This window comes from Flavobacterium dankookense, assembly GCF_004362665.1.
GTDB lineage: Bacteria > Bacteroidota > Bacteroidia > Flavobacteriales > Flavobacteriaceae > Flavobacterium > Flavobacterium dankookense.
In genome coordinates this window covers 27,226-45,432 of record NZ_SNXR01000002.1, presented here as the reverse complement: position 1 = coordinate 45,432, position 18,207 = coordinate 27,226, and the positions used below count along the sequence as shown (strand labels likewise).

General features: G+C 32.3%; 21 protein-coding genes. 11 read left to right on the top strand and 10 right to left on the bottom strand.

Annotated elements, in window-relative coordinates:
* Positions 1-62 precede the first annotated feature (62 nt).
* Complete coding sequence (locus tag BC748_RS00685) at positions 63-1,307, top strand: ABC transporter permease (protein ID WP_133531540.1); 1,245 nt, start codon at positions 63-65, stop codon at positions 1,305-1,307.
* On the opposite strand, the gene prmC is transcribed toward BC748_RS00685, so the two are convergent.
* Both prmC and BC748_RS00675 read right to left on the bottom strand, forming a co-directional pair.
* Entirely contained in the window at positions 1,298-2,188 is an 891-nt protein-coding gene (prmC, locus tag BC748_RS00680) for a peptide chain release factor N(5)-glutamine methyltransferase (protein WP_133531539.1), read from the bottom strand. The genes BC748_RS00685 and prmC overlap by 10 nt on opposite strands.
* A 6-nt stretch (positions 2,189-2,194) precedes the next feature.
* Complete coding sequence (locus BC748_RS00675) at positions 2,195-2,695, bottom strand: GNAT family N-acetyltransferase (protein ID WP_133531538.1); 501 nt, start codon at positions 2,693-2,695, stop codon at positions 2,195-2,197.
* A gap of 28 nt (positions 2,696-2,723) precedes the next feature.
* On the opposite strand from BC748_RS00675, the gene ribD reads away from it, so the two are divergent.
* From ribD to BC748_RS00655, 4 genes are read left to right on the top strand one after another with little or no spacing between them, the layout of a single operon-like run.
* A complete protein-coding gene (gene ribD / locus BC748_RS00670; protein WP_133531537.1) occupies positions 2,724-3,764 on the top strand; it encodes a bifunctional diaminohydroxyphosphoribosylaminopyrimidine deaminase/5-amino-6-(5-phosphoribosylamino)uracil reductase RibD in 1,041 nt (346 codons plus the stop codon).
* The gene (locus tag BC748_RS00665) at positions 3,757-4,365 is read left to right on the top strand and encodes an HAD family hydrolase (protein WP_133531536.1); all 609 of its coding nucleotides are present in this window, start codon (positions 3,757-3,759) and stop codon (positions 4,363-4,365) included. Before ribD ends, BC748_RS00665 begins: the two co-directional genes overlap by 8 nt.
* 42 nt (positions 4,366-4,407) lie before the next feature.
* Positions 4,408-5,013: an IMPACT family protein gene (locus BC748_RS00660; RefSeq protein ID WP_133531535.1), complete on the top strand. Its 606-nt coding sequence runs from the start codon at positions 4,408-4,410 to the stop codon at positions 5,011-5,013.
* A 5-nt stretch (positions 5,014-5,018) separates the two neighbouring features.
* On the top strand, positions 5,019-5,984 hold the full coding sequence (locus BC748_RS00655; RefSeq protein ID WP_133531534.1) for a beta-1,6-N-acetylglucosaminyltransferase: 966 nt from the start codon (positions 5,019-5,021) through the stop codon (positions 5,982-5,984).
* A gap of 127 nt (positions 5,985-6,111) precedes the next feature.
* On the opposite strand, the gene BC748_RS00650 is transcribed toward BC748_RS00655, so the two are convergent.
* The gene (locus BC748_RS00650; RefSeq protein WP_133531533.1) at positions 6,112-6,510 is read right to left on the bottom strand and encodes an acyl-CoA thioesterase; all 399 of its coding nucleotides are present in this window, start codon (positions 6,508-6,510) and stop codon (positions 6,112-6,114) included.
* Between the two features lie 189 nt (positions 6,511-6,699).
* Between BC748_RS00650 and dnaA the strand changes: the two genes are divergently transcribed.
* The 3 genes from dnaA to BC748_RS00635 are packed head-to-tail and all read left to right on the top strand — an operon-like array spanning position 6,700 to position 9,347.
* On the top strand, positions 6,700-8,127 hold the full coding sequence (dnaA, locus tag BC748_RS00645) for a chromosomal replication initiator protein DnaA (RefSeq protein WP_133531532.1): 1,428 nt from the start codon (positions 6,700-6,702) through the stop codon (positions 8,125-8,127).
* Between the two features lie 33 nt (positions 8,128-8,160).
* The gene (locus BC748_RS00640; protein ID WP_133531531.1) at positions 8,161-8,628 is read left to right on the top strand and encodes a low molecular weight protein-tyrosine-phosphatase; all 468 of its coding nucleotides are present in this window, start codon (positions 8,161-8,163) and stop codon (positions 8,626-8,628) included.
* Positions 8,625-9,347: an SAM-dependent methyltransferase gene (locus tag BC748_RS00635; RefSeq protein WP_133531530.1), complete on the top strand. Its 723-nt coding sequence runs from the start codon at positions 8,625-8,627 to the stop codon at positions 9,345-9,347. Before BC748_RS00640 ends, BC748_RS00635 begins: the two co-directional genes overlap by 4 nt.
* On the opposite strand, the gene BC748_RS00630 is transcribed toward BC748_RS00635, so the two are convergent.
* The 6 genes from BC748_RS00630 to dapF all read right to left on the bottom strand — a co-directional run bounded on the left by BC748_RS00630 (position 9,348) and on the right by dapF (position 13,757).
* Positions 9,348-9,983 (bottom strand): peptidoglycan-binding protein LysM, encoded by a 636-nt coding sequence (locus BC748_RS00630; protein WP_133531529.1) that lies wholly within the window; start codon positions 9,981-9,983, stop codon positions 9,348-9,350. It abuts the gene before it with no gap.
* Between the two features lie 87 nt (positions 9,984-10,070).
* Entirely contained in the window at positions 10,071-10,991 is a 921-nt protein-coding gene (locus tag BC748_RS00625) for a DUF2279 domain-containing protein (RefSeq protein WP_133531528.1), read from the bottom strand.
* Positions 10,992-10,993: 2 nt separating this feature from the next.
* Complete coding sequence (mltG, locus tag BC748_RS00620) at positions 10,994-12,022, bottom strand: endolytic transglycosylase MltG (protein WP_133531527.1); 1,029 nt, start codon at positions 12,020-12,022, stop codon at positions 10,994-10,996.
* A 10-nt stretch (positions 12,023-12,032) separates the two neighbouring features.
* Entirely contained in the window at positions 12,033-12,560 is a 528-nt protein-coding gene (locus BC748_RS00615) for a GNAT family N-acetyltransferase (RefSeq protein WP_133531526.1), read from the bottom strand.
* A gap of 19 nt (positions 12,561-12,579) precedes the next feature.
* Entirely contained in the window at positions 12,580-12,933 is a 354-nt protein-coding gene (locus tag BC748_RS00610; protein ID WP_133531525.1) for a four helix bundle protein, read from the bottom strand.
* Between the two features lie 23 nt (positions 12,934-12,956).
* Positions 12,957-13,757, bottom strand: a complete 801-nt coding sequence (gene dapF / locus BC748_RS00605) for a diaminopimelate epimerase (protein ID WP_133531524.1) — start codon at positions 13,755-13,757, stop codon at positions 12,957-12,959.
* 118 nt (positions 13,758-13,875) lie between these two features.
* On the opposite strand from dapF, the gene BC748_RS00600 reads away from it, so the two are divergent.
* The 3 genes from BC748_RS00600 to BC748_RS00590 all read left to right on the top strand — a co-directional run bounded on the left by BC748_RS00600 (position 13,876) and on the right by BC748_RS00590 (position 17,491).
* Positions 13,876-15,264 (top strand): trypsin-like peptidase domain-containing protein, encoded by a 1,389-nt coding sequence (locus BC748_RS00600; protein ID WP_133531523.1) that lies wholly within the window; start codon positions 13,876-13,878, stop codon positions 15,262-15,264.
* A gap of 147 nt (positions 15,265-15,411) precedes the next feature.
* On the top strand, positions 15,412-16,860 hold the full coding sequence (locus tag BC748_RS00595) for a glyceraldehyde-3-phosphate dehydrogenase (RefSeq protein WP_133531522.1): 1,449 nt from the start codon (positions 15,412-15,414) through the stop codon (positions 16,858-16,860).
* 256 nt (positions 16,861-17,116) lie between these two features.
* Entirely contained in the window at positions 17,117-17,491 is a 375-nt protein-coding gene (locus BC748_RS00590) for a hypothetical protein (RefSeq protein ID WP_133531521.1), read from the top strand.
* 34 nt (positions 17,492-17,525) lie between these two features.
* On the opposite strand, the gene BC748_RS00585 is transcribed toward BC748_RS00590, so the two are convergent.
* Positions 17,526-18,206, bottom strand: coding sequence for a Crp/Fnr family transcriptional regulator (locus tag BC748_RS00585; protein WP_133531520.1), 681 nt, complete (start codon positions 18,204-18,206; stop codon positions 17,526-17,528).
* Position 18,207 lies beyond the last annotated feature (1 nt).

The window sequence follows — 18,207 nt, the reverse complement described above, 5'->3', positions numbered from 1 at the left end:
TTTTCTAGACCAATGTGAAGAAACTTGTAACAAATGATGTATTTTAGTGTCAAATTACCATCATGATAGGATTATTCAAAGAAAATTTAAAAATCGCAGGAAGTTCCATCCGAACGCAACTACTTAGAACTGTGTTAACTATTTTAATCATTGCCCTTGGTATTTGGGCATTGGTTGGTATTTTAACAGTCGTTTCCGCTTTAGAAAATACACTTTCGAGCAATTTTGCCTCAATGGGTTCAAATACTTTCAACATTAATCAATACGATTACACCTCGAGAAGAAGTGGCGGCAATGAAATAGAAAAAATCAACCCTATTATTTCCTATCCTGAAGCGAAAGCTTTTAAAGAAAATTATAAATTTCCGCTAACTCAAACCTCTTTGTCGTTTACTGCAACTTCAAAGGCTGAAGTAAAGTTTGAAAATGAAAAAACAGATCCCGAAGTTTCTGTTATTGGCGTTGATGAATATTTTGTTCCCAACTCAGGTTTAGAGTTAACAACCGGTAGAAATTTCAATAATTTTGATATACAAAACAACACTTATTCCTGTGTTGTTGGTTCGGATTTTGCTACAAAAGGTTTGCTAAAAGATGTTAATCCAATTGATAAAATCATTTCTGTTCGAGGTGCAAAATTCAGAGTTATCGGTGTTTTAAAAGAAAAAGGTTCCACTTTTGGCAACAGCCAAGATTTACGAATGTTAATTCCAATTCAAGTAGCTCGTTCCATGTTTTCGGCACCAAACATTAATTACACCATTAGTTCAATGGTTCAAAAAAAAGAAATTCTAGACGAAGCTATTGATAATGCTTTAATCACAATGCGAAAAGTTAGAAAGTTAAATCCTGTCGAAGAAAATAATTTTGGCACATCAAGAAGCGACGATTTAATCAACCGTATTGCGGAAATGACTGGTGTTTTGAATATTTCTGCATGGATAATTGGTATTATCACAATTTTCGGTTCATCCATCGCTTTAATGAATATAATGTTAGTTTCTGTAACCGAAAGAACACGCGAAATTGGCGTTAGAAAAGCACTTGGTGCCAAACGTGGAACTATTGCTTTTCAGTTTTTTGTAGAAACACTAATTATCGGTCAACTTGGTGGATTAGTTGGCATTATCTTAGGAATTCTAACAGGATATTTAATTGCTATTGCTATTGATTTTAGTTTTGTAATTCCTTGGTTAGCTATTATGGCTGCTGTAATTACAACCTTTATTGTAGCTGTTGTTTCTGGTTCATATCCAGCCATTAAAGCTTCGAAATTAGACCCGATTGAAGCATTACGTTATGAATAATCTGCCGAAATCATTCGGTCGTTTCCATAAATATCTTTACGTAACTGAACGTTTTTAAAACCATAACTTTCAACCAAAGCTACCGTTTCTTTGCCGAGATATTGATTGATTTCGAAATACAATTTTCCGTTTTCAGCTAAATGCTTTTTGGCTAATTCGGTAATTTTTCGATAAAAAAGTAAAGCATCGTTATCTTCTACAAACAAAGCCAAATGCGGCTCATATTCTAGAACATTTGGATTGATTTCTGCTTTTTCCAAATTCCGAACATACGGCGGATTGGAAACGATAATATCAAGTGAGGTTGCGAGTTGCGAGTTGCAAGTTATAAGTTTTGTTAAATCATCAACTTGCAAAATATCTGCTTTTACAAAAGTTACTTCTACTCCATTAATTTCAGCATTTTTTTGAGCAACTTCCAAAGCGTTTACAGAAACATCAATAGCAAAAACTTCCGCCGAAGGCAAATTCTTTTTCAACGAAATAGGAATACAACCCGAACCCGTTCCAATATCTAGAATTTTTACTTTTCTCTTTTCTCTTTTCCCTTTTATCTCATTACTAACAATCAATTCCACCAATTCTTCCGTTTCTGGTCGAGGAATTAATACGTTTTCATTCACTAAAAATGGCAAACCGTAAAACTCTGTTTCGCCTAAAATATATTGTATCGGTTTGTAGGTTTTTAATTCCGCTAAAACAGTTTCCCATTGAGTTAACTGCACTTCATCCATTGTTAAATCAGGTTGTAACGCTAAGTTAATTCGCTTTTTTTGATGTAATTTTTCTAAGGTGAGAAAAAAAAAACTCTCAATTTCCTTTTCATCATATAAAGAAGAAAGCGCTTGAAGAAAAATGGTTTTATAATTTTTAAGTAGCATTATTAATTATTCATTATCAATTGTCAATTCCTTCAACATCCAAACTGGACAAGTCGAATGACCAGTATTTCCCAAGGGCGAACAAAGGTATTCAAAACCAAATTTGTTATACAAGTTTTGAGCCGCTTTCATTTCAGGTAAAGTTTCGAGATAGCAACTGGAATAGCCAAATTCAATTGCTTTTTTCAAACATTTTTCAATCAATTTGAAGCCAATTCCTTTGCCTCGAGCTTCTTGTAGAAAATACATTTTTTGGAGTTCGCATATATTTTCATTAGAATTTTCCAACTGACTAATTCCTGCGCCGCCAATAATTTTGCCTTCGGTTTCAACTACAAAATAAATTGCTTTTGATTTATTATACGTTTCAAACATGAAATCCAATTGAACATCAGCAAAAGCAGTTCCAGTTTTTGGAAAATCGTCATCGATAAAGACTTGTCTAATTACTGCAGCAATTTGGGCATTGTCGTCAGGTTGTATTGGTCGAATTATTATACTACACATTCTAAAAGTAAAGTGTTATTTTTGTGACGTGAAGATACATGAAATTTACATAAAACGCTGTATTGAATTAGCAAAAAACGGTTTTGGAACTACTTATCCTAATCCGTTGGTTGGTAGCGTAATTGTCCATAACGGAACGATTATCGGCGAAGGTTGGCACCAAAAATCAGGCGAAGCACATGCGGAAGTTCACGCTATAAATTCAGTAAAAGACCAATCGCTTTTATCAAAATCTACTATTTATGTATCGCTTGAACCTTGTAGTCATTTTGGAAAAACGCCACCGTGTTGTGATTTAATTATCAAACATAAAATTCCGAATGTCGTGATTGGAACCATTGATCCTAACGAAAAAGTAGCTGGAAATGGTATCAAACGATTACTAGAAAATGAAGCGAATGTCACTGTTGGTGTTCTTGAAAACGAATGCAACGAATTGAACAAACGCTTTTTTACTTTTCACAACAAAAAACGTCCTTATATTATATTAAAATGGGCAGAAAGTGCCGATGGTTTTATTGCACCATTGCATCGTGAAAAAAAAGAACCTGTTTGGTTGTCTAATGAATTTTCGAGACAGTTAGTTCATAAATGGCGTAGCGAAGAACAAGCTATTTTGGTTGGAACCAAAACCGTTCTTGATGATAATCCAAAACTCGATGTTCGAGATTGGAACAGAAAAAACCCTATTCGAATTATTATTGATAGAATCGGAAAAATTGATAGTTCTTTTTCCGTTAAAGACAAAAAAACCAAAACAATTTTCATAACTGAACAAGAAAATATGCCATCAGATGAAAATTGTATATATGAAAATGTTATCTTTGAGAATCAACTTGCCGAAAAAATTTGTTCTATTTTGTATAAAAACAACATTCAATCGGTTATTGTTGAAGGAGGAAAAATGACTTTGGAAACTTTTATCAAAGCAAATCTTTGGGACGAAGCAAGAGTTTTTAAAAGTCAAATCTGTTTAAAAGAAGGTGTAAAATCGCCCGAAATAAATGGAAATTATCAGGAAAGCAAAATTCAAAACGACCAATTAAAACTATTTTACAATCATGATTAACGCTATAATTTTTGATTTTGGTGATGTTTTCATCAATTTAGAAAAAGAGAAATCTATTGAAGAGTTTAAAAAACTTGGACTTGATGGACCAAATGAAGAATTATTGGCGCAAAATGATTTATTTGAAAAAGGTAAGATAACCGAACTTCAGTTTATCGAAAGTTTCCAGAAATTTATCCCGAATGCAAGTGTGGAAGAAATTGTAAAAGCATGGAATTCACTTATTGGAGATTTTCCATTATACCGATTGGAGTTTTTACAGATGCTTTCTTCCCGTTATCGTTTATTTTTACTAACAAACACGGATTCTATTCACATTAGTCGTTTTGAACACAAGGTTGGCATGTCTTTCTATTCTGATTTTTATCGCTGTTTTGAAAAAGTGTATTATTCTTATGAAATGGGAATGCGAAAACCACAACCCGAAATTTTCACAACTATTTTGAACAAACATGATTTATCACCAAAAAGAACATTATTTGTAGATGATAAAAAAATCAATACAGACATGGCGGAAAACTTGGGATTATACGTTTGGAATTTGCAAGTTGGCAAAGAAGATGTAGTTGATTTATTTGAACAAAAACATCTTCCACTATAAATAAGTATTTCTATCAATCAAAAAAATTGATAGCTCAAAAAAATGAATGATACTTATAAAACGATTGAAAAACGTTCGGAAGAGATTCTTTTTAAAGAAAAAAACAGCAAGTTTTATGGTTATGCTTTTCCAGTAACTTCTGAGGAAGAAATCAAAAATCATTTAGATAGTTTAAGAAAACAACATCATGGAGCAGTTCATTTTTGTTATGCTTTCCAACTTGGAACCGACAAAATTCAATATCGAGCCAATGATGATGGTGAACCGAGCAACTCAGCAGGAATGCCGATTTATGGACAAATTCAGTCATTTGGTATAACCAATGTTTTGGTAGTGGTTGTTCGTTTTTTTGGTGGTGTAAAACTGGGCGTTGGCGGATTAATTTCGGCTTATCGAACAGCAGCACAAATGGCTTTGGAAGAATCTCAAATCATAGAAAAAACGATTGATGTATCATTTGAAATTTCATTCGATTATAAAAACATGAATAAAGTAATGCGAGTCATCAAAGAAAAAAATCTAGAAATTGTTTCCCAAGAAATGAATGAAAGTTGTAAAATTGTCATCGCAACCCGAAAAAAAAATGCCGAAATGATTTTCGACATTTTTAGTAATTTATTTGAGGTTGGGATAGAAATTAAAGATTAACAGTAATGCATAAAAATTATATTATTCTTGTTCATAATAATCCTGACCAACTTGTACGATTAGTTAATAAATTGAATGATAAATATTCTTCTTTTTTTATACATGTTGACAAAACATCGGATATTTCAGTTTTTATAAGTAAATTTTCTACTTATTCAAATGTAAAATTCATTACTAAACGTGAAATCGGAACTTGGGGCGGAATCGGTATAGTAAAAGCAACACTTAATGCTATTGGAGAAATTTTGGAAAATTCTGAAAATGACGGTCATCTAATTTTATTGAGTGGACAAGATTATCCATTAAAAAACAATGAGTACATAAATCATTTTTTTAGTACAAACAAAGAATTTGATTTTATAGACATTTCACCAATAAAGGAAGTTTTTCCAAAAGAATGGAAAAAAAGAGTTTTATTCTATAAATATGATTTTTCAAATAAAAAAGGAAACTACATTTTAGTACCACCACTTTTTTCAAAAGAAATATTAGATTTGAATAGTATAAAAATAATTGTAAAAATTTTTCTAAATCTTAAAAACTTCACTTTCTATAAAGCATTTTTCAAAAATCTCACAAAAAAAAGAGCAATTCCAAAAAACTTAACCCTAATGGCAGGTGGTCAATGGTGGTCAATATCAACTGTAACAGCAAAAAAAATATACGAATTTTCGAGACAAAATAATGAATTATTAGAATACTTTGAATATTCCATTTTACCAGATGAGGTATACTTCCAAACTGTTATAAATCATTTAAAAAGAAGTGATGTTTCAATAAAAACAAAGTCTATGGTAACTTATGTTAATTGGGAAAGAAAAGATTGTATGTTACCAGTCACATTCGTGAGTTCAGATTTTGAAGAGTTAACATCTCAGGATGAAACAAAACTGTTTGCTAGAAAATTTGACTTTAAATTAGATAATGAAATTTTCAACTTGATTGATAAATTACATAATGAGAATAATTAAAAAATCTCGAAATTATCTCCCAAGAAATGAATGAAAGTTGTAAAATTGTCATCGCAACACGAAAAAAAAATGCCGAAATGATTTTCGACATTTTTGCTAATTTGTTTGAGGTTGAGATAAAAAAATATTAACTCTTCATCACTTCCAAAATATGCTTTGGCGGAGCAATAGGTTTTCCTGAATTTATGTCCACAAAAACAAGTATAAAATGCGCAGTTGTTAATAACTCATCATTTTCACTACGAATTTCGCAATCAAATTCCACCTTTACAGAACTCTGCGATTTGAATTTAGTTATGACTGTAAGTAAGTCATCATAACGTGCTGGTTTTTTGTAATTTAAATGCATAGAAACTATGGGCAATGCAATGCCACTTTCTTCTAGCTCTTTATATGAAATCCCTTTGTTTCTAAGCCATTCAACCCTACCAATCTCAAAATAAGGCACATAATTTCCATGATAAACGACTCCCATTTGATCCGTTTCTGAGTATCGAACTCTTACATCAACTTTTGATTCTAACATCCTACTTTATTTACAGTGTTTTACATTCAATTAATGTTCTTTACGACAATATTTTTAAAAAATCAATACGATTTTCTTTTTTTTTAATAAATTTTATTCACATATTTGTTATCCCAAAAAAACGATAAGAATTTCATCCTTTTCGAGAGAATAAAACCTAACAATAAATACAATAATTATAAGAGCAATATGAACAAAACTGCGCAATCGGTATGGGAAAACTGTCTAGAATTTATTAAAGACAATATTCAAGAGCAAGCTTACAAAACTTGGTTTGAACCGATTAAATCAGTCGAACTTACTGATAATGCTCTATACATTCAAGTGCCTAGCAAATTTTTCTATGAATGGCTAGAAGAACACTATGTGAAATTATTAAAAGTTGCGTTAACTAAAGAACTTGGTAAAAATGCAAAGTTACTCTATAAAATCAAAATGGAGAACACTTATGGCAACAAACAACCTTTTACAGAACAATTACCAAGCGCACACAGAAGTCCGATCAAATCACAAGATGTTGATGCACCATATAAAAATCTAAATCCTGAACTTAAAAATCCTTTTGTAATTCCAGGAATTAGAAATTTAAAAATTGAATCGCAACTAAATCCAAACTATAGTTTTGATAATTTCCTTGAAGGAGATTCTAACCGTTTAGCACGTTCTGCTGGTATGGCAGTTGCCAATAAACCTGGTGGAACTTCATTCAATCCACTTTTAATTTTTGGTGGTGTTGGTTTAGGAAAAACCCATCTAGCGCATGCTATTGGTGTGGAAATCAAAGACAAATATCCAGAAAAAACCGTTTTATACATTTCTGCCGAAGTATTTACACAACAATACATCGATTCGGTGAAGAAAAATAACCGAAACGATTTCATTCATTTCTATCAATTAATTGACGTTTTAATCATTGATGATGTCCAATTCCTTTCAGGAAAATCAGGAACTCAAGATGTATTTTTCCACATTTTCAATTACTTACATCAAAATGGCAAACAAGTAATTCTTACTTCAGACAAAGCACCAGTTGACATGCAAGACATTGAACAACGTTTATTGTCGCGTTTTAAATGGGGTTTATCTGCTGAATTACACCAACCCGATTATGAAACAAGAATTTCAATTTTGAAAAACATCTTGTATCGTGATGGCGTTGAAATGCCTGATGAAATAATTGAGTATGTAGCAAGAAATATCAAATCAAACGTTCGTGAACTGGAAGGTGCGATAATTTCTTTAATTGCGCAGTCTTCTTTTAATAAAAAAGAAGTAACACTAGATTTAGCTAAAAACGTTGTTGAGAAATTCGTTAAAAACGTAAAAAGAGAAATCTCAATCGACTACATTCAAAAAGTGGTTTCCGATTATTTCCAACTTGACATTGATACTTTACAATCAAAAACAAGAAAACGTCATGTGGTTCAAGCCAGACAGTTAGCAATGTTTTTTGCGAAGAAATTTACTAAAGCATCCTTGGCAAATATTGGTTCACAAATTGGAGATAGAGATCATGCAACAGTGCTTCACGCCTGCAAAACAGTTGATAATTTAGTTTCTACAGACAAACAATTCAAAAAATTTGTAGAAGACATACATAAAAAACTATCCTTATAATAGCGAGTTTTACTCGCTTTTTTTATTCAGATTATGTCAGTAAAAATTCTAATGGTATGTTTAGGAAACATTTGTCGTTCGCCTTTGGCAGAAGGACTTTTATCTTCTAAGCTTCCTTCCGATACTTTTTTTGTAGACTCTGCTGGAACAGGAAATTATCATGTTGGGAAACAACCAGACAAGCGTTCCATTGACACAGCTTATAAAAATGGTTTGGATATTTCAAACCAAAAAGCTAGACAATTTTCGACTAACGATTTTGAAGAGTTTGATTATATCTTCGTTATGGACAATGATAATTATAAAGATGTAATTAAATTAGCCAAAACAGAAGAACAAAAAAATAAAGTGGATTTAATTTTAAATCAATTATTTCCAAAAGAAAATGTAGATGTTCCCGATCCTTATTATGGTTTGCAAAACGGATTTGATATGGTTTACAATATGCTCGACGAAACGTGTGACATTCTTGCTAAAAAATTAAAAGATAAGCACTTATGAATTCCACAATAATAAAAGGAAAGCTGTATTTAATTCCAACAACTTTAGGAGAAATGAATCCTGAAGACGTTTTACCTCATACCGTCAAAAGAGCAATTGATTTTATAGATGATTATATTGTTGAGAATGAAAAAACAGCAAGAAAATTTATAAAATCAGTTCATCCCGAAAAAATACAATCCAGTTTACGAATTTCATTACTCAACAAAAGAACTGAATCTTCCGAGTTAAAATCGATGATAACTCCTTGTTCAAATGGGCAAAATATTGGTTTGATGAGCGAAGCTGGTTGTCCAGGCGTAGCTGATCCTGGTGCAGTAATTGTAAAATTGGCGCATGAAAATGGCATTCAAGTTATTCCTCTAGTTGGTCCATCTTCTATCCTATTGGCAATGATGGCAAGCGGAATGAATGGACAAAGTTTTGCCTTCAATGGTTATTTACCTATTGATAAAGGCGAAAAAAAATCGGCATTAAAAAGTTTTGAAAATCTATCAAATTCCAAAAATCAATCGCAAATTTTTATTGAAACGCCATATAGAAACAACAAATTGTTAGAAGATTTAGTGCAAATCTTGCAACCCAACACCCATTTGTGCATTGCTACAGACATCACTTTACCAACAGAATACATCAAAACCTTTCGAGTGGCTGATTGGAAAAAAATAAAGGTCGATTTACACAACCGACCTACTATTTTTATAATTCATAAAATGTGATTATTTCACTTTTGCGTTTTTAACCGCTTCAATTCCTTTGGTTTCATAACCGCCAAAATCTCTTAGATACGTTCTAACGGAAGTTCCGTAAGCATCTTTTTTGGCTCGTTCGCCATTGGAATTCAAAAACTTTTTCACAGAACCTACACCGCCAAGATGAGCAGCAGCAAGAATTCCGGATTCAGTGATTTTAACACCATCAACTACTTTTCCGTTGAATTTTGAGATATAATCCGCTAATTCATATTTATTCTTGGAAAGTAAAGTAACAAATGCTTTTTCTTGTAATCTAGGATTACTCATAAAATGCAAACTATCTTCAACTCCGATGGTTTTGAGTGTTTCTAGCCCAAATTGGTATTTTCCTAGATAACCTAAAGTGTTTACTTTATTGTATTTTCCTTGCGACTCCTTAAAAGCAAGCGCTTCTTTAAAGCCAATAAAAAACTTACCCACAAAAGGAACATTTAGATTGACATAATCATCATTCTTTTGTGAAGGGAAAATGTAGCGTAACGATGCGCTATCTTCCATACGAAGCCATTCTGAGATTTGAGAATTGTAAGGTTTAAAACCTGAGCTAACTATAGCAATTATAAGTAGGATTGAAGTGTAATAAATACTCTTTTTTATCATCAAATGTTATTTCTCAAGCGCTGTCACCGACATGAAATTTCTGGTGCAAAGATACAACTAAAAAATACAAATCTGAATATCAGATACTTAAAAATACAAGAAGTGAAATTTAGTTCCGCCTAAACCGTTGATTTCAAACGTTGGAGCAGGGATTTTGATGGTGTTAAAAACTGTTAAAATTGTCTTAACAAAATGCGATTTTGTTTCAATTTTGGTCAAATCGATATCCAAACTCAAGTAAAATTGACGGTATCTTTCATCGGTAGGAAGAAAAACGGTATTGACAAACTCGTCTTTTCCTGTAATCATACCTTCAGCACCATAACCAACAGCAACGTTTAACCATTTAGGAATTGTTTTTGATGATTTAAAAAACGAATGAATATTTGCTGACAACCAATACGTTTGACCATTATAGTCTTTTAGAATTTGTTCCGGCAATGAACTTCCTAAAACATTTGGTCTTGCGGATGCATAAGGCGTTGTGTGAAAGGAAAACTTCGGTACAATTCGTTGTTCTTCCCAAAGCATTTCTTGTGAAACAAATAATGCCGTTCCCGAAACATTGGCAGCAACATCACCAAGCGATGCACCCCAATTTGCCGAAAATCCATCAAAAACCTCAACCGCAGTTAAAAACGTTAATCCCAATGTTGAACCATAAAGCAATTGGGATTTTTTGTCTGCACCAGACCATTTCAAAGCGTTTGAACCAAAACTTCCCAAATGATACGCTGAAAAAACGTGTCCAGCTTTGTCCATTTGCAACCATTCGGCATTGTCGTTAATAAAATGAAAATCAGAACGCGGATAATCAGCATACCAAGCTTGATTTAATGCAATCAAAGTCGCCGAGCCAACTATCGCTTCAGAAACGATGACGGTATTTAATCGTTGTTTATTTAAACTATCGGATGGTTTGAAAAAATTGTCGAAGTTATTTTGGGCTTTCGCTTTGAAGCAAAAACCAATAAAAAAAAGAAAAAATAAAATGTTTCTAATTTTCAAAACTATCGTTTCGTTCCTTGAGCGTTCAGCCAATCGGCATATTTTTTTGCATTTACTTGATGATCTTCATACGAAGCGGCAAAAACGTGATATCCAAATTTTTCCACACTAGCACAAAAATAGATATAATCGTGTTTTTCGGCATTTAAAACCGCATCGATAGCATCCACATCTGGCATTGCAATTGGTCCTGGAGGTAAACCTGTATTTTGATACGTATTGTAAGGCGAAGCAATAAATAAGTCATTATACAAAACGCGTTTAATTACTTGGTCAAAATCGTTGTCTCTTAATTTTAAAGCATAAATTACCGTTGGATCAGCTTGCAAAGGCATTTCTTTTGCTAATCTATTCAAATAAACACCTGCAACGGTTGGTCGTTCACTCTTTTTGGCAGATTCCTTTTGCACAATCGAAGCTAAAGTTGTGACTTGAACTGGAGTTAAATTAAGCGCTGTGGCTTTAGTAATTCGTTCTTTATTCCAAAATTTATTGTATTCTTCGAGCATTTTATCTCTGAATTTTTCTGCCGAAATGTTCCAATACACTTGATACGTGTTAGGTAAAAACATGGAAAAAACAGTTTCGTTTGAAAAGCCATTTTTTTGTAAAAAAGTTGTATCTCTAAACGCTGCCAATAATTTTGTAGTATCAGGTTCAATTTGAGAACTTAATCGTTCGCAAAGATTTTCCAATCGTTCTTGGTTGTTGAAAGCTAAATCTACTGGAACATTTCTTCGCATTGCGCCAACTATCTGAAAGGTATTCATGCCTTTTTTCAATAAAAATCGTCCTGGTTTTACATTGTCTGGATAGGAACGAAGTTTTGCCATGATTTCAAAACTACTCATGCTTTTTACATAAGGCGAAAGTAATTTTTTGGCATCGTCATAGTTTGAACCTGTTGGAATTTCAACAAAAAACTCTTCTTTTTCTAGTTGTGTATTGTTAGTAAAAAAAAGAAAAAAAACAGCCAAAACGGCTACTAAAAAAAGTCCGATTATGACTTTGATGATTTTTGATTTTTGCATTATTGTTGATTTATTTTTGATTGATTAATTGAAATAATGCTTCGTCAGAGAATTTCCCATTGTGCAAATTCCAATCTTTTTTTGTTCCTATTTTTTGAAACCCAAATGTAGTAAAAAGTGAAATACTGGCTGTATTTTCTGCTTGAATATTGGCATATAATTGATGTAATTGCAATTGTTTGAACGAATACGCTATCACTAATGAAAGTGCTTCTTTACCAAAACCTGAATTTCGATTGGCTTCATTTTGAATAATAATTCCAACGCCAGCACGTTTATTTTTGGCATCAAAATCAAATAAATCAATCAAACCAATAGCTTCCGAAGTTTGATTTTTACAAATGGCTAGACGAAGTTGTTTCGCTTCATAAATATCTTGGTGCGCATTTTCTAGGTATTGACGAATAAGGAATTTGCTATATGGCGTTTGCGTATTGCTAACTTCCCAAATAGTTTCATCGTTTTCAATAGCATATACAAACTCCAAATCTTCGGGTTCGAGCGCACGTAAAAAAATAGTTTGTCCTTTAAGTGTCATGGGAATTACGAATTTTAAATTACGAATTACGAACTGTCTTTTGAATAGAACCAATAATTTTCAAAAGTTCTTCTACATCTTTTAATAAATCTTCTGCTTGATCAACTGTAAGATATTCTGAATCTCGTAAAAGTCTAATCCAATATTTTGATTCTCTGGTTTCTTTATAAGCAATTGTCAGTTTAGCAAAAAAATCTGCTTTCGATTGTCCGCCAATTGATTCCTCAATATTAGCTCCAATAGAAGTTCCACTTCGTAATAATTGTTTTGACAAGATAAATTCTTTTTTCTCTTGACTTAAATATTTATATACTTTTATTATTCTTAAAGCAAAACCATAACTCTTTGTTTGGATTATATTTTCAGATTTCATAATTCGTAATTTCTAATTCGTAATTATAACTCTATTTCGCCTTCAAAAACAAAAGTCGCTGGACCAATTAAATGCACATTTGTGTATACTCCATTGTTTTTTTCAAATGAAACTTCAAGTTTTCCGCCTTGAACATCCAATTCGATTTTGTTTGCTATTGTTTTTCCTATTGCATTCATAGCAATAGCAACAGCTGCTACGCCAGTTCCGCATGACAAAGTTTCATCTTCAACTCCACGTTCATAGGTTCGAACTGCAAAATGATTAGACTGCTTTGAATCTTGTACATCCATTTGTTTTACAAAATTAACATTACTACCCGCTTTTCCATACAAATCGCTATAACGAATTTTGGCTCCATTAGTTGCCACATCAAAATGTTCTAAATCGTCAATCAAAGTTACATGATGAGGCGAACCTGTATTTAAAAAAACATAATCTGTGTGAATATTTACTTGGTCAACATCTTTCATTTGTAGCGAAACAATTCCGTTTTCAGAAATGGTAGCGTGATGCAAACCATCCGTTGCTATAAAAGTAGTTTCGTTGTTAATCACGTTCATTTTTTTGGCAAAAGCAACCAAACATCGTCCACCATTGCCACACATTGAGCTTTCGTTTCCATCAGAATTGTAATAAACCATTTTAAAATCTGTCGAATTGTCATTTTCTAATAAAATCAATCCGTCAGCACCAATGCCAAAACGTCTATCGCAAAGTTTTTCTATGAGTTTGGTATCATTTTTGGGAAAAATATTTTGACGATTATCAATCATAACAAAATCGTTTCCAGTTCCCTGATATTTATAAAATTTGACTTTCATACCCACAAAGATATAAATATTAAAGAGAAGTTAAACTCTGTTAAACGAGCGTTAAAAGATATTTGTCGAAATTGTTAAAATTATAATTTTACTTCAAATAATTTAAATGTTATAGACAATGAAACAGTTATCAAGTTTATTTTTAGTTTCTTTATTAAGTGGCGCGACCACACTTGGTGCGTACAAATTATTTATTGAAAAAGACAATCGAAATTCAATTGTTACAACTTCCTCAAATTCATTTGGACGAACTGTTGGTTTGAACGGAGAAACTGTCGATTTTACCTCAGCAGCAGAAAATGCTGTACATTCAGTAGTTCACGTAAAAAATGTTTCTGTTAGAACCGTTTACAATCCGATTTTAGAATATTTTTATGGTACTCGCGGCGGACAACAACAAGAACAAGTTGGAACTGGTTCAGGAGTAATCATTTCGGAAGATGGATATATCGTAACTAATAATCACGTGATTAAAGACGCAACCGAACTGGAAGTAACTTTAAATAACAACAAATCATACAAAGCAAAACTCATTGGAACTGATTCAAAAATGGATATTGCGCTGTTAAAAATTGATGCCGACGAAAAATTGCCTTATTCTGCTTTTGCCGATTCTGATGCGGTAAAAGTTGGCGAATGGGTTTTGGCGGTTGGAAATCCTTATAACTTGAATTCAACTGTAACTGCCGGAATTGTTTCGGCGAAAGCCAGAAATCTTGACACACGCGGAATTCAATCGTTTATTCAAACCGACGCTGCTGTGAATCCAGGAAATTCGGGTGGTGCATTGGTCAACACTCGTGGTGAGTTGATTGGAATTAACACCATGATTTCTTCACCAACAGGAAGTTATGCTGGTTATTCATTTGCTGTTCCATCAAATATCACTAGAAAAATTATTGAGGATTTAATGGAATTCGGAAACGTTCAACGAGGAATTCTAGGAGTTGAAGGTGGCGAATTGAACAGTAAAGTTTCACAAGAAATTGGCATCGACGATACCGAAGGATTTTATGTTGAAAAAGTGACTAAAAATTCAGGAGCTGAAAAAGCAGGTTTAAAAACGGGTGACATTATCAAAAAATTAGATAACCAAAAAGTGAGTTCTTATGCTGAGCTTTCAGGTTACATTAATTCAAAACGACCAGATGATAAAGTACAAGTTACGTTTGTTCGCGATGGAAAAATAAAAGTTGTTCCAGTTACTTTAGTCAAAAAAGAATTGATTAATACCGAGTTTAAAGGTTTAGAATTGGAAGATATTGAAGCTTCTGACAAAAAGAAATACCGAATTGACTATGGTGTTAAAATCAAAGATGTAACTAGTGATGCTTTGAAACCGTATTATGACCAGTTAAAAGGAAATATTATTCTAAAAGTTGACAATCAAAAAGCAACTGATGTTGAAACAGTTTCCGCTTTCTTAAACAGAAAAGGCGAAGATAAAAGCGTCAACATTCAAATGATTAATCGATTAGGTCAAGTGATGCAAATTATAATTCAATAAAAGTTAGTATAAAAGGTTGGAAAAAACAATCCATTCGTGGGTTGGTTTTTTTTATTTAAAAATTTTTACGAAATCGTTTTCGTTAGTAACTTGATTATACTATTTTTGCGCCAAAATTTAATTCACACAACTAAAACTTATCTTTTTATGAGTAATCACAATTCATACGAAAAAGAATTATCCTTTCAAGCAGACCGAAGAAAGGCTGGCGTTGAACTAATTAAAATCATCAGCGATTTATGGTATGACAAATCCATTGAATTAGTTCTTTTTAGAAATCAATTAATTGATAGAAACGTTAGCGATATTATTAACTTTCATGAATATGCTGGCGAATTTGTAAACAAACCTATCAATATTTTCGATTCAGTTGAAATTGCAAGAGCGATTCAAAATTTAGATTTACCACCATCACGAATTGATATTGGAAAATTAACTTACGAATACCATCTAGAAGACAATAAATACAACGATAGCAAAGCTTTTGTTATCGATAAATTAAGAAACGCAAAAGACTTCAATAACCTAAAACCAAAAGATGTTGTATTGTATGGTTTTGGAAGAATTGGTCGATTATTAGCTCGTGAAATGATGAGCAAAATTGGGAAAGGTCAACAACTTCGTCTTAGAGCTATTGTAACAAGAGATAAAAACGATGCCGTACTTTTAGAAAAAAGAGCTTCATTATTACGCTACGATTCTGTTCATGGTGATTTTCAAGGTTCGGTTTCTGCAGATGTTGAAAATAGCGCTTTGATTATCAATGGTACAACTGTTCATATCATCACAGCTAATGCTCCAGAAGAAATTGATTATACACAATATGGAATTGAAGATGCGTTGGTTATCGACAACACTGGTGTTTTCACTACTGAAGAAGCGCTTAAACGTCATTTGGTTTCAAAAGGTGTTGATAAAGTTTTATTGACTGCGCCAGGAAAAGGCGTTCCAAATATTGTTTATGGTGTAAATCACGATGATTTTAATCCAGATGACGTTTCTATATTTTCTGCCGCTTCTTGTACAACCAATGCAATTACTCCAGTTCTTGCAGTAATTGAAGAAACGCTTGGCGTAGTTAAAGGTCATATCGAAACCATTCATGCTTATACTAACGACCAAAATTTGGTTGACAATATGCACAAAAAATACCGTCGTGGTCGTTCAGCTGCATTAAATATGGTTATAACCGAAACTGGCGCTGGAAGTGCTGTCGCAAAAGCATTGCCGAGTTTGGCAGGAAAATTAACTTCAAATGCTATTCGTGTTCCAGTTCCTAACGGTTCATTAGTAGTTTTGAATTTAGAAGTTGGACAAGAAACTTCTTTAGAAGAAGTAAATACAATTATGAAAAAATATGCTTTAGAAGGCAATCTTGTAGAGCAAATCAGGTATTCACTAAACAACGAATTGGTTTCATCCGATATTGTTGGAACGGCACAACCATCAATTTATGATAGTAATGCTACGATTGTTTCTCCCGATGGAAAAAGCATCGTAATGTATGTTTGGTATGACAACGAATATGGTTATAGTCATCAAGTCATTCGCTTGGCAAAATATATAGCAAAAGTAAGACGCTATACTTATTATTAATAGAAAGAGAAATTATTGGTTCAAGGTAAATCCGCTGTAAGTAATTATAGCGGATTTTATTTTTTATGATTTTTAAAAATAATTCTTACCAAATAATGCAAAGCTTGATTTTATAACGTTTAATCATAAAAAAATATCGATTAAAAACACCTTTTAAGAAAAAAAGTAGGGTTTTTGATAAATTAATTGTTTCATTATTAAATAAAGTTGAACATTATTTTATATTATTGCAATGTCAAAAATCAAACTCCTACTAATGAAGAAATTAATTCTTAGCATACTATTGCTAACTCAAATCGCTTTTGCTCAAGAGAAAAAAAAGATTGAAACTTATAGTTTTGGTCAAAACGGAATGGAATTAATAGCTAAGTCTTCAAAGGATGTTGTTATTATTAGTACTTTCAATGCAAAAATGACCATTAGAGAAGAAATAGCAAGAAAAGTATATTCATTGTATGCTGAGAACAAATTAGAAACTAATAAAAAATATACTATTTCTGGAAATGAAGCAAGTGTCACTGGAAATTGTGTAATTAGAAAAAAGAACAATTTAATTGCTATCGATTTTTATTATGAAAAAATAGAATGGTATTCTGGATTAATAGAGATTTATAAAAAATTCTTAGGATAAAAAAAGGCTCAACTTACTGGTTGAGCCTTTTTTTTTAATTTGATAATTTAATCAATTCATTTCTTTTCAGAATTATAATTTTTTTTCCAACTAACTCTATAAGACCTTCTTTTTTATAATCCGATAATAATCGAATACAACTCTCAGTTGCCGTACCGATCAAACCAGCTATTTCTTCTCTAGAAAGTTGAAGATATAACGAACCATCATCGTTTTTTCCAAAAGTATCTTCGAGATAAATCAATGTTTCTGCCAATCGTGACTTTACTGATTTTTGTGCCATCGAAACCATATGATCGTCAGCTTCTTTTAAATCGCCACAAATGGTTTTCATTACATTCATAGAAAACTCATTGTTTTTGTCAAAAAATCCAAGTATTTCTTTTCTAGGAATGAAGCAAACTTCCATATCATTCAGAGCAATAGCACTCAAATTGGCAGACTCTTCACTAATCATGGAACGTTGACCAAGTAACTCACCAGATTTTACCAATTTTACAATTTGGTCTTTACCATTTGAACTTAGTTTTGATAATTTTCCAACACCATCTTTTATACAAAAAACACCTTTTAATGTTTCTCCTTCTTCAAAAATAGGTTCACCTTTTTTTATGGTATACGATGTTTTACAATTCGCCATCTTTAAAAGCTCTTCCTTACCTAAAGCCTTTAAAGAACTAAACTGTCTAACAATACATTGTTCGCATTTACTCATA

Bases quoted from the DNA above. Each gene is read 5' to 3' on its own strand.
- BC748_RS00685 (WP_133531540.1), top strand. From the start codon at position 63: ATGATAGGATTATTCAAAGAAAATTTAAAAATCGCAGGAAGTTCCATC.
- prmC (WP_133531539.1), bottom strand. From the start codon at position 2,188: ATGCTACTTAAAAATTATAAAACCATTTTTCTTCAAGCGCTTTCTTCT.
- BC748_RS00675 (WP_133531538.1), bottom strand. From the start codon at position 2,695: ATGTGTAGTATAATAATTCGACCAATACAACCTGACGACAATGCCCAA.
- BC748_RS00665 (WP_133531536.1), top strand. From the start codon at position 3,757: ATGATTAACGCTATAATTTTTGATTTTGGTGATGTTTTCATCAATTTA.
- BC748_RS00660 (WP_133531535.1), top strand. From the start codon at position 4,408: ATGAATGATACTTATAAAACGATTGAAAAACGTTCGGAAGAGATTCTT.
- BC748_RS00655 (WP_133531534.1), top strand. From the start codon at position 5,019: ATGCATAAAAATTATATTATTCTTGTTCATAATAATCCTGACCAACTT.
- BC748_RS00650 (WP_133531533.1), bottom strand. From the start codon at position 6,510: ATGTTAGAATCAAAAGTTGATGTAAGAGTTCGATACTCAGAAACGGAT.
- dnaA (WP_133531532.1), top strand. From the start codon at position 6,700: ATGAACAAAACTGCGCAATCGGTATGGGAAAACTGTCTAGAATTTATT.
- BC748_RS00640 (WP_133531531.1), top strand. From the start codon at position 8,161: ATGTCAGTAAAAATTCTAATGGTATGTTTAGGAAACATTTGTCGTTCG.
- BC748_RS00635 (WP_133531530.1), top strand. From the start codon at position 8,625: ATGAATTCCACAATAATAAAAGGAAAGCTGTATTTAATTCCAACAACT.
- BC748_RS00630 (WP_133531529.1), bottom strand. From the start codon at position 9,983: ATGATAAAAAAGAGTATTTATTACACTTCAATCCTACTTATAATTGCT.
- mltG (WP_133531527.1), bottom strand. From the start codon at position 12,022: ATGCAAAAATCAAAAATCATCAAAGTCATAATCGGACTTTTTTTAGTA.
- BC748_RS00615 (WP_133531526.1), bottom strand. From the start codon at position 12,560: ATGACACTTAAAGGACAAACTATTTTTTTACGTGCGCTCGAACCCGAA.
- BC748_RS00610 (WP_133531525.1), bottom strand. From the start codon at position 12,933: ATGAAATCTGAAAATATAATCCAAACAAAGAGTTATGGTTTTGCTTTA.
- dapF (WP_133531524.1), bottom strand. From the start codon at position 13,757: ATGAAAGTCAAATTTTATAAATATCAGGGAACTGGAAACGATTTTGTT.
- BC748_RS00600 (WP_133531523.1), top strand. From the start codon at position 13,876: ATGAAACAGTTATCAAGTTTATTTTTAGTTTCTTTATTAAGTGGCGCG.
- BC748_RS00595 (WP_133531522.1), top strand. From the start codon at position 15,412: ATGAGTAATCACAATTCATACGAAAAAGAATTATCCTTTCAAGCAGAC.
- BC748_RS00590 (WP_133531521.1), top strand. From the start codon at position 17,117: ATGAAGAAATTAATTCTTAGCATACTATTGCTAACTCAAATCGCTTTT.
- BC748_RS00585 (WP_133531520.1), bottom strand. From the start codon at position 18,206: ATGAGTAAATGCGAACAATGTATTGTTAGACAGTTTAGTTCTTTAAAG.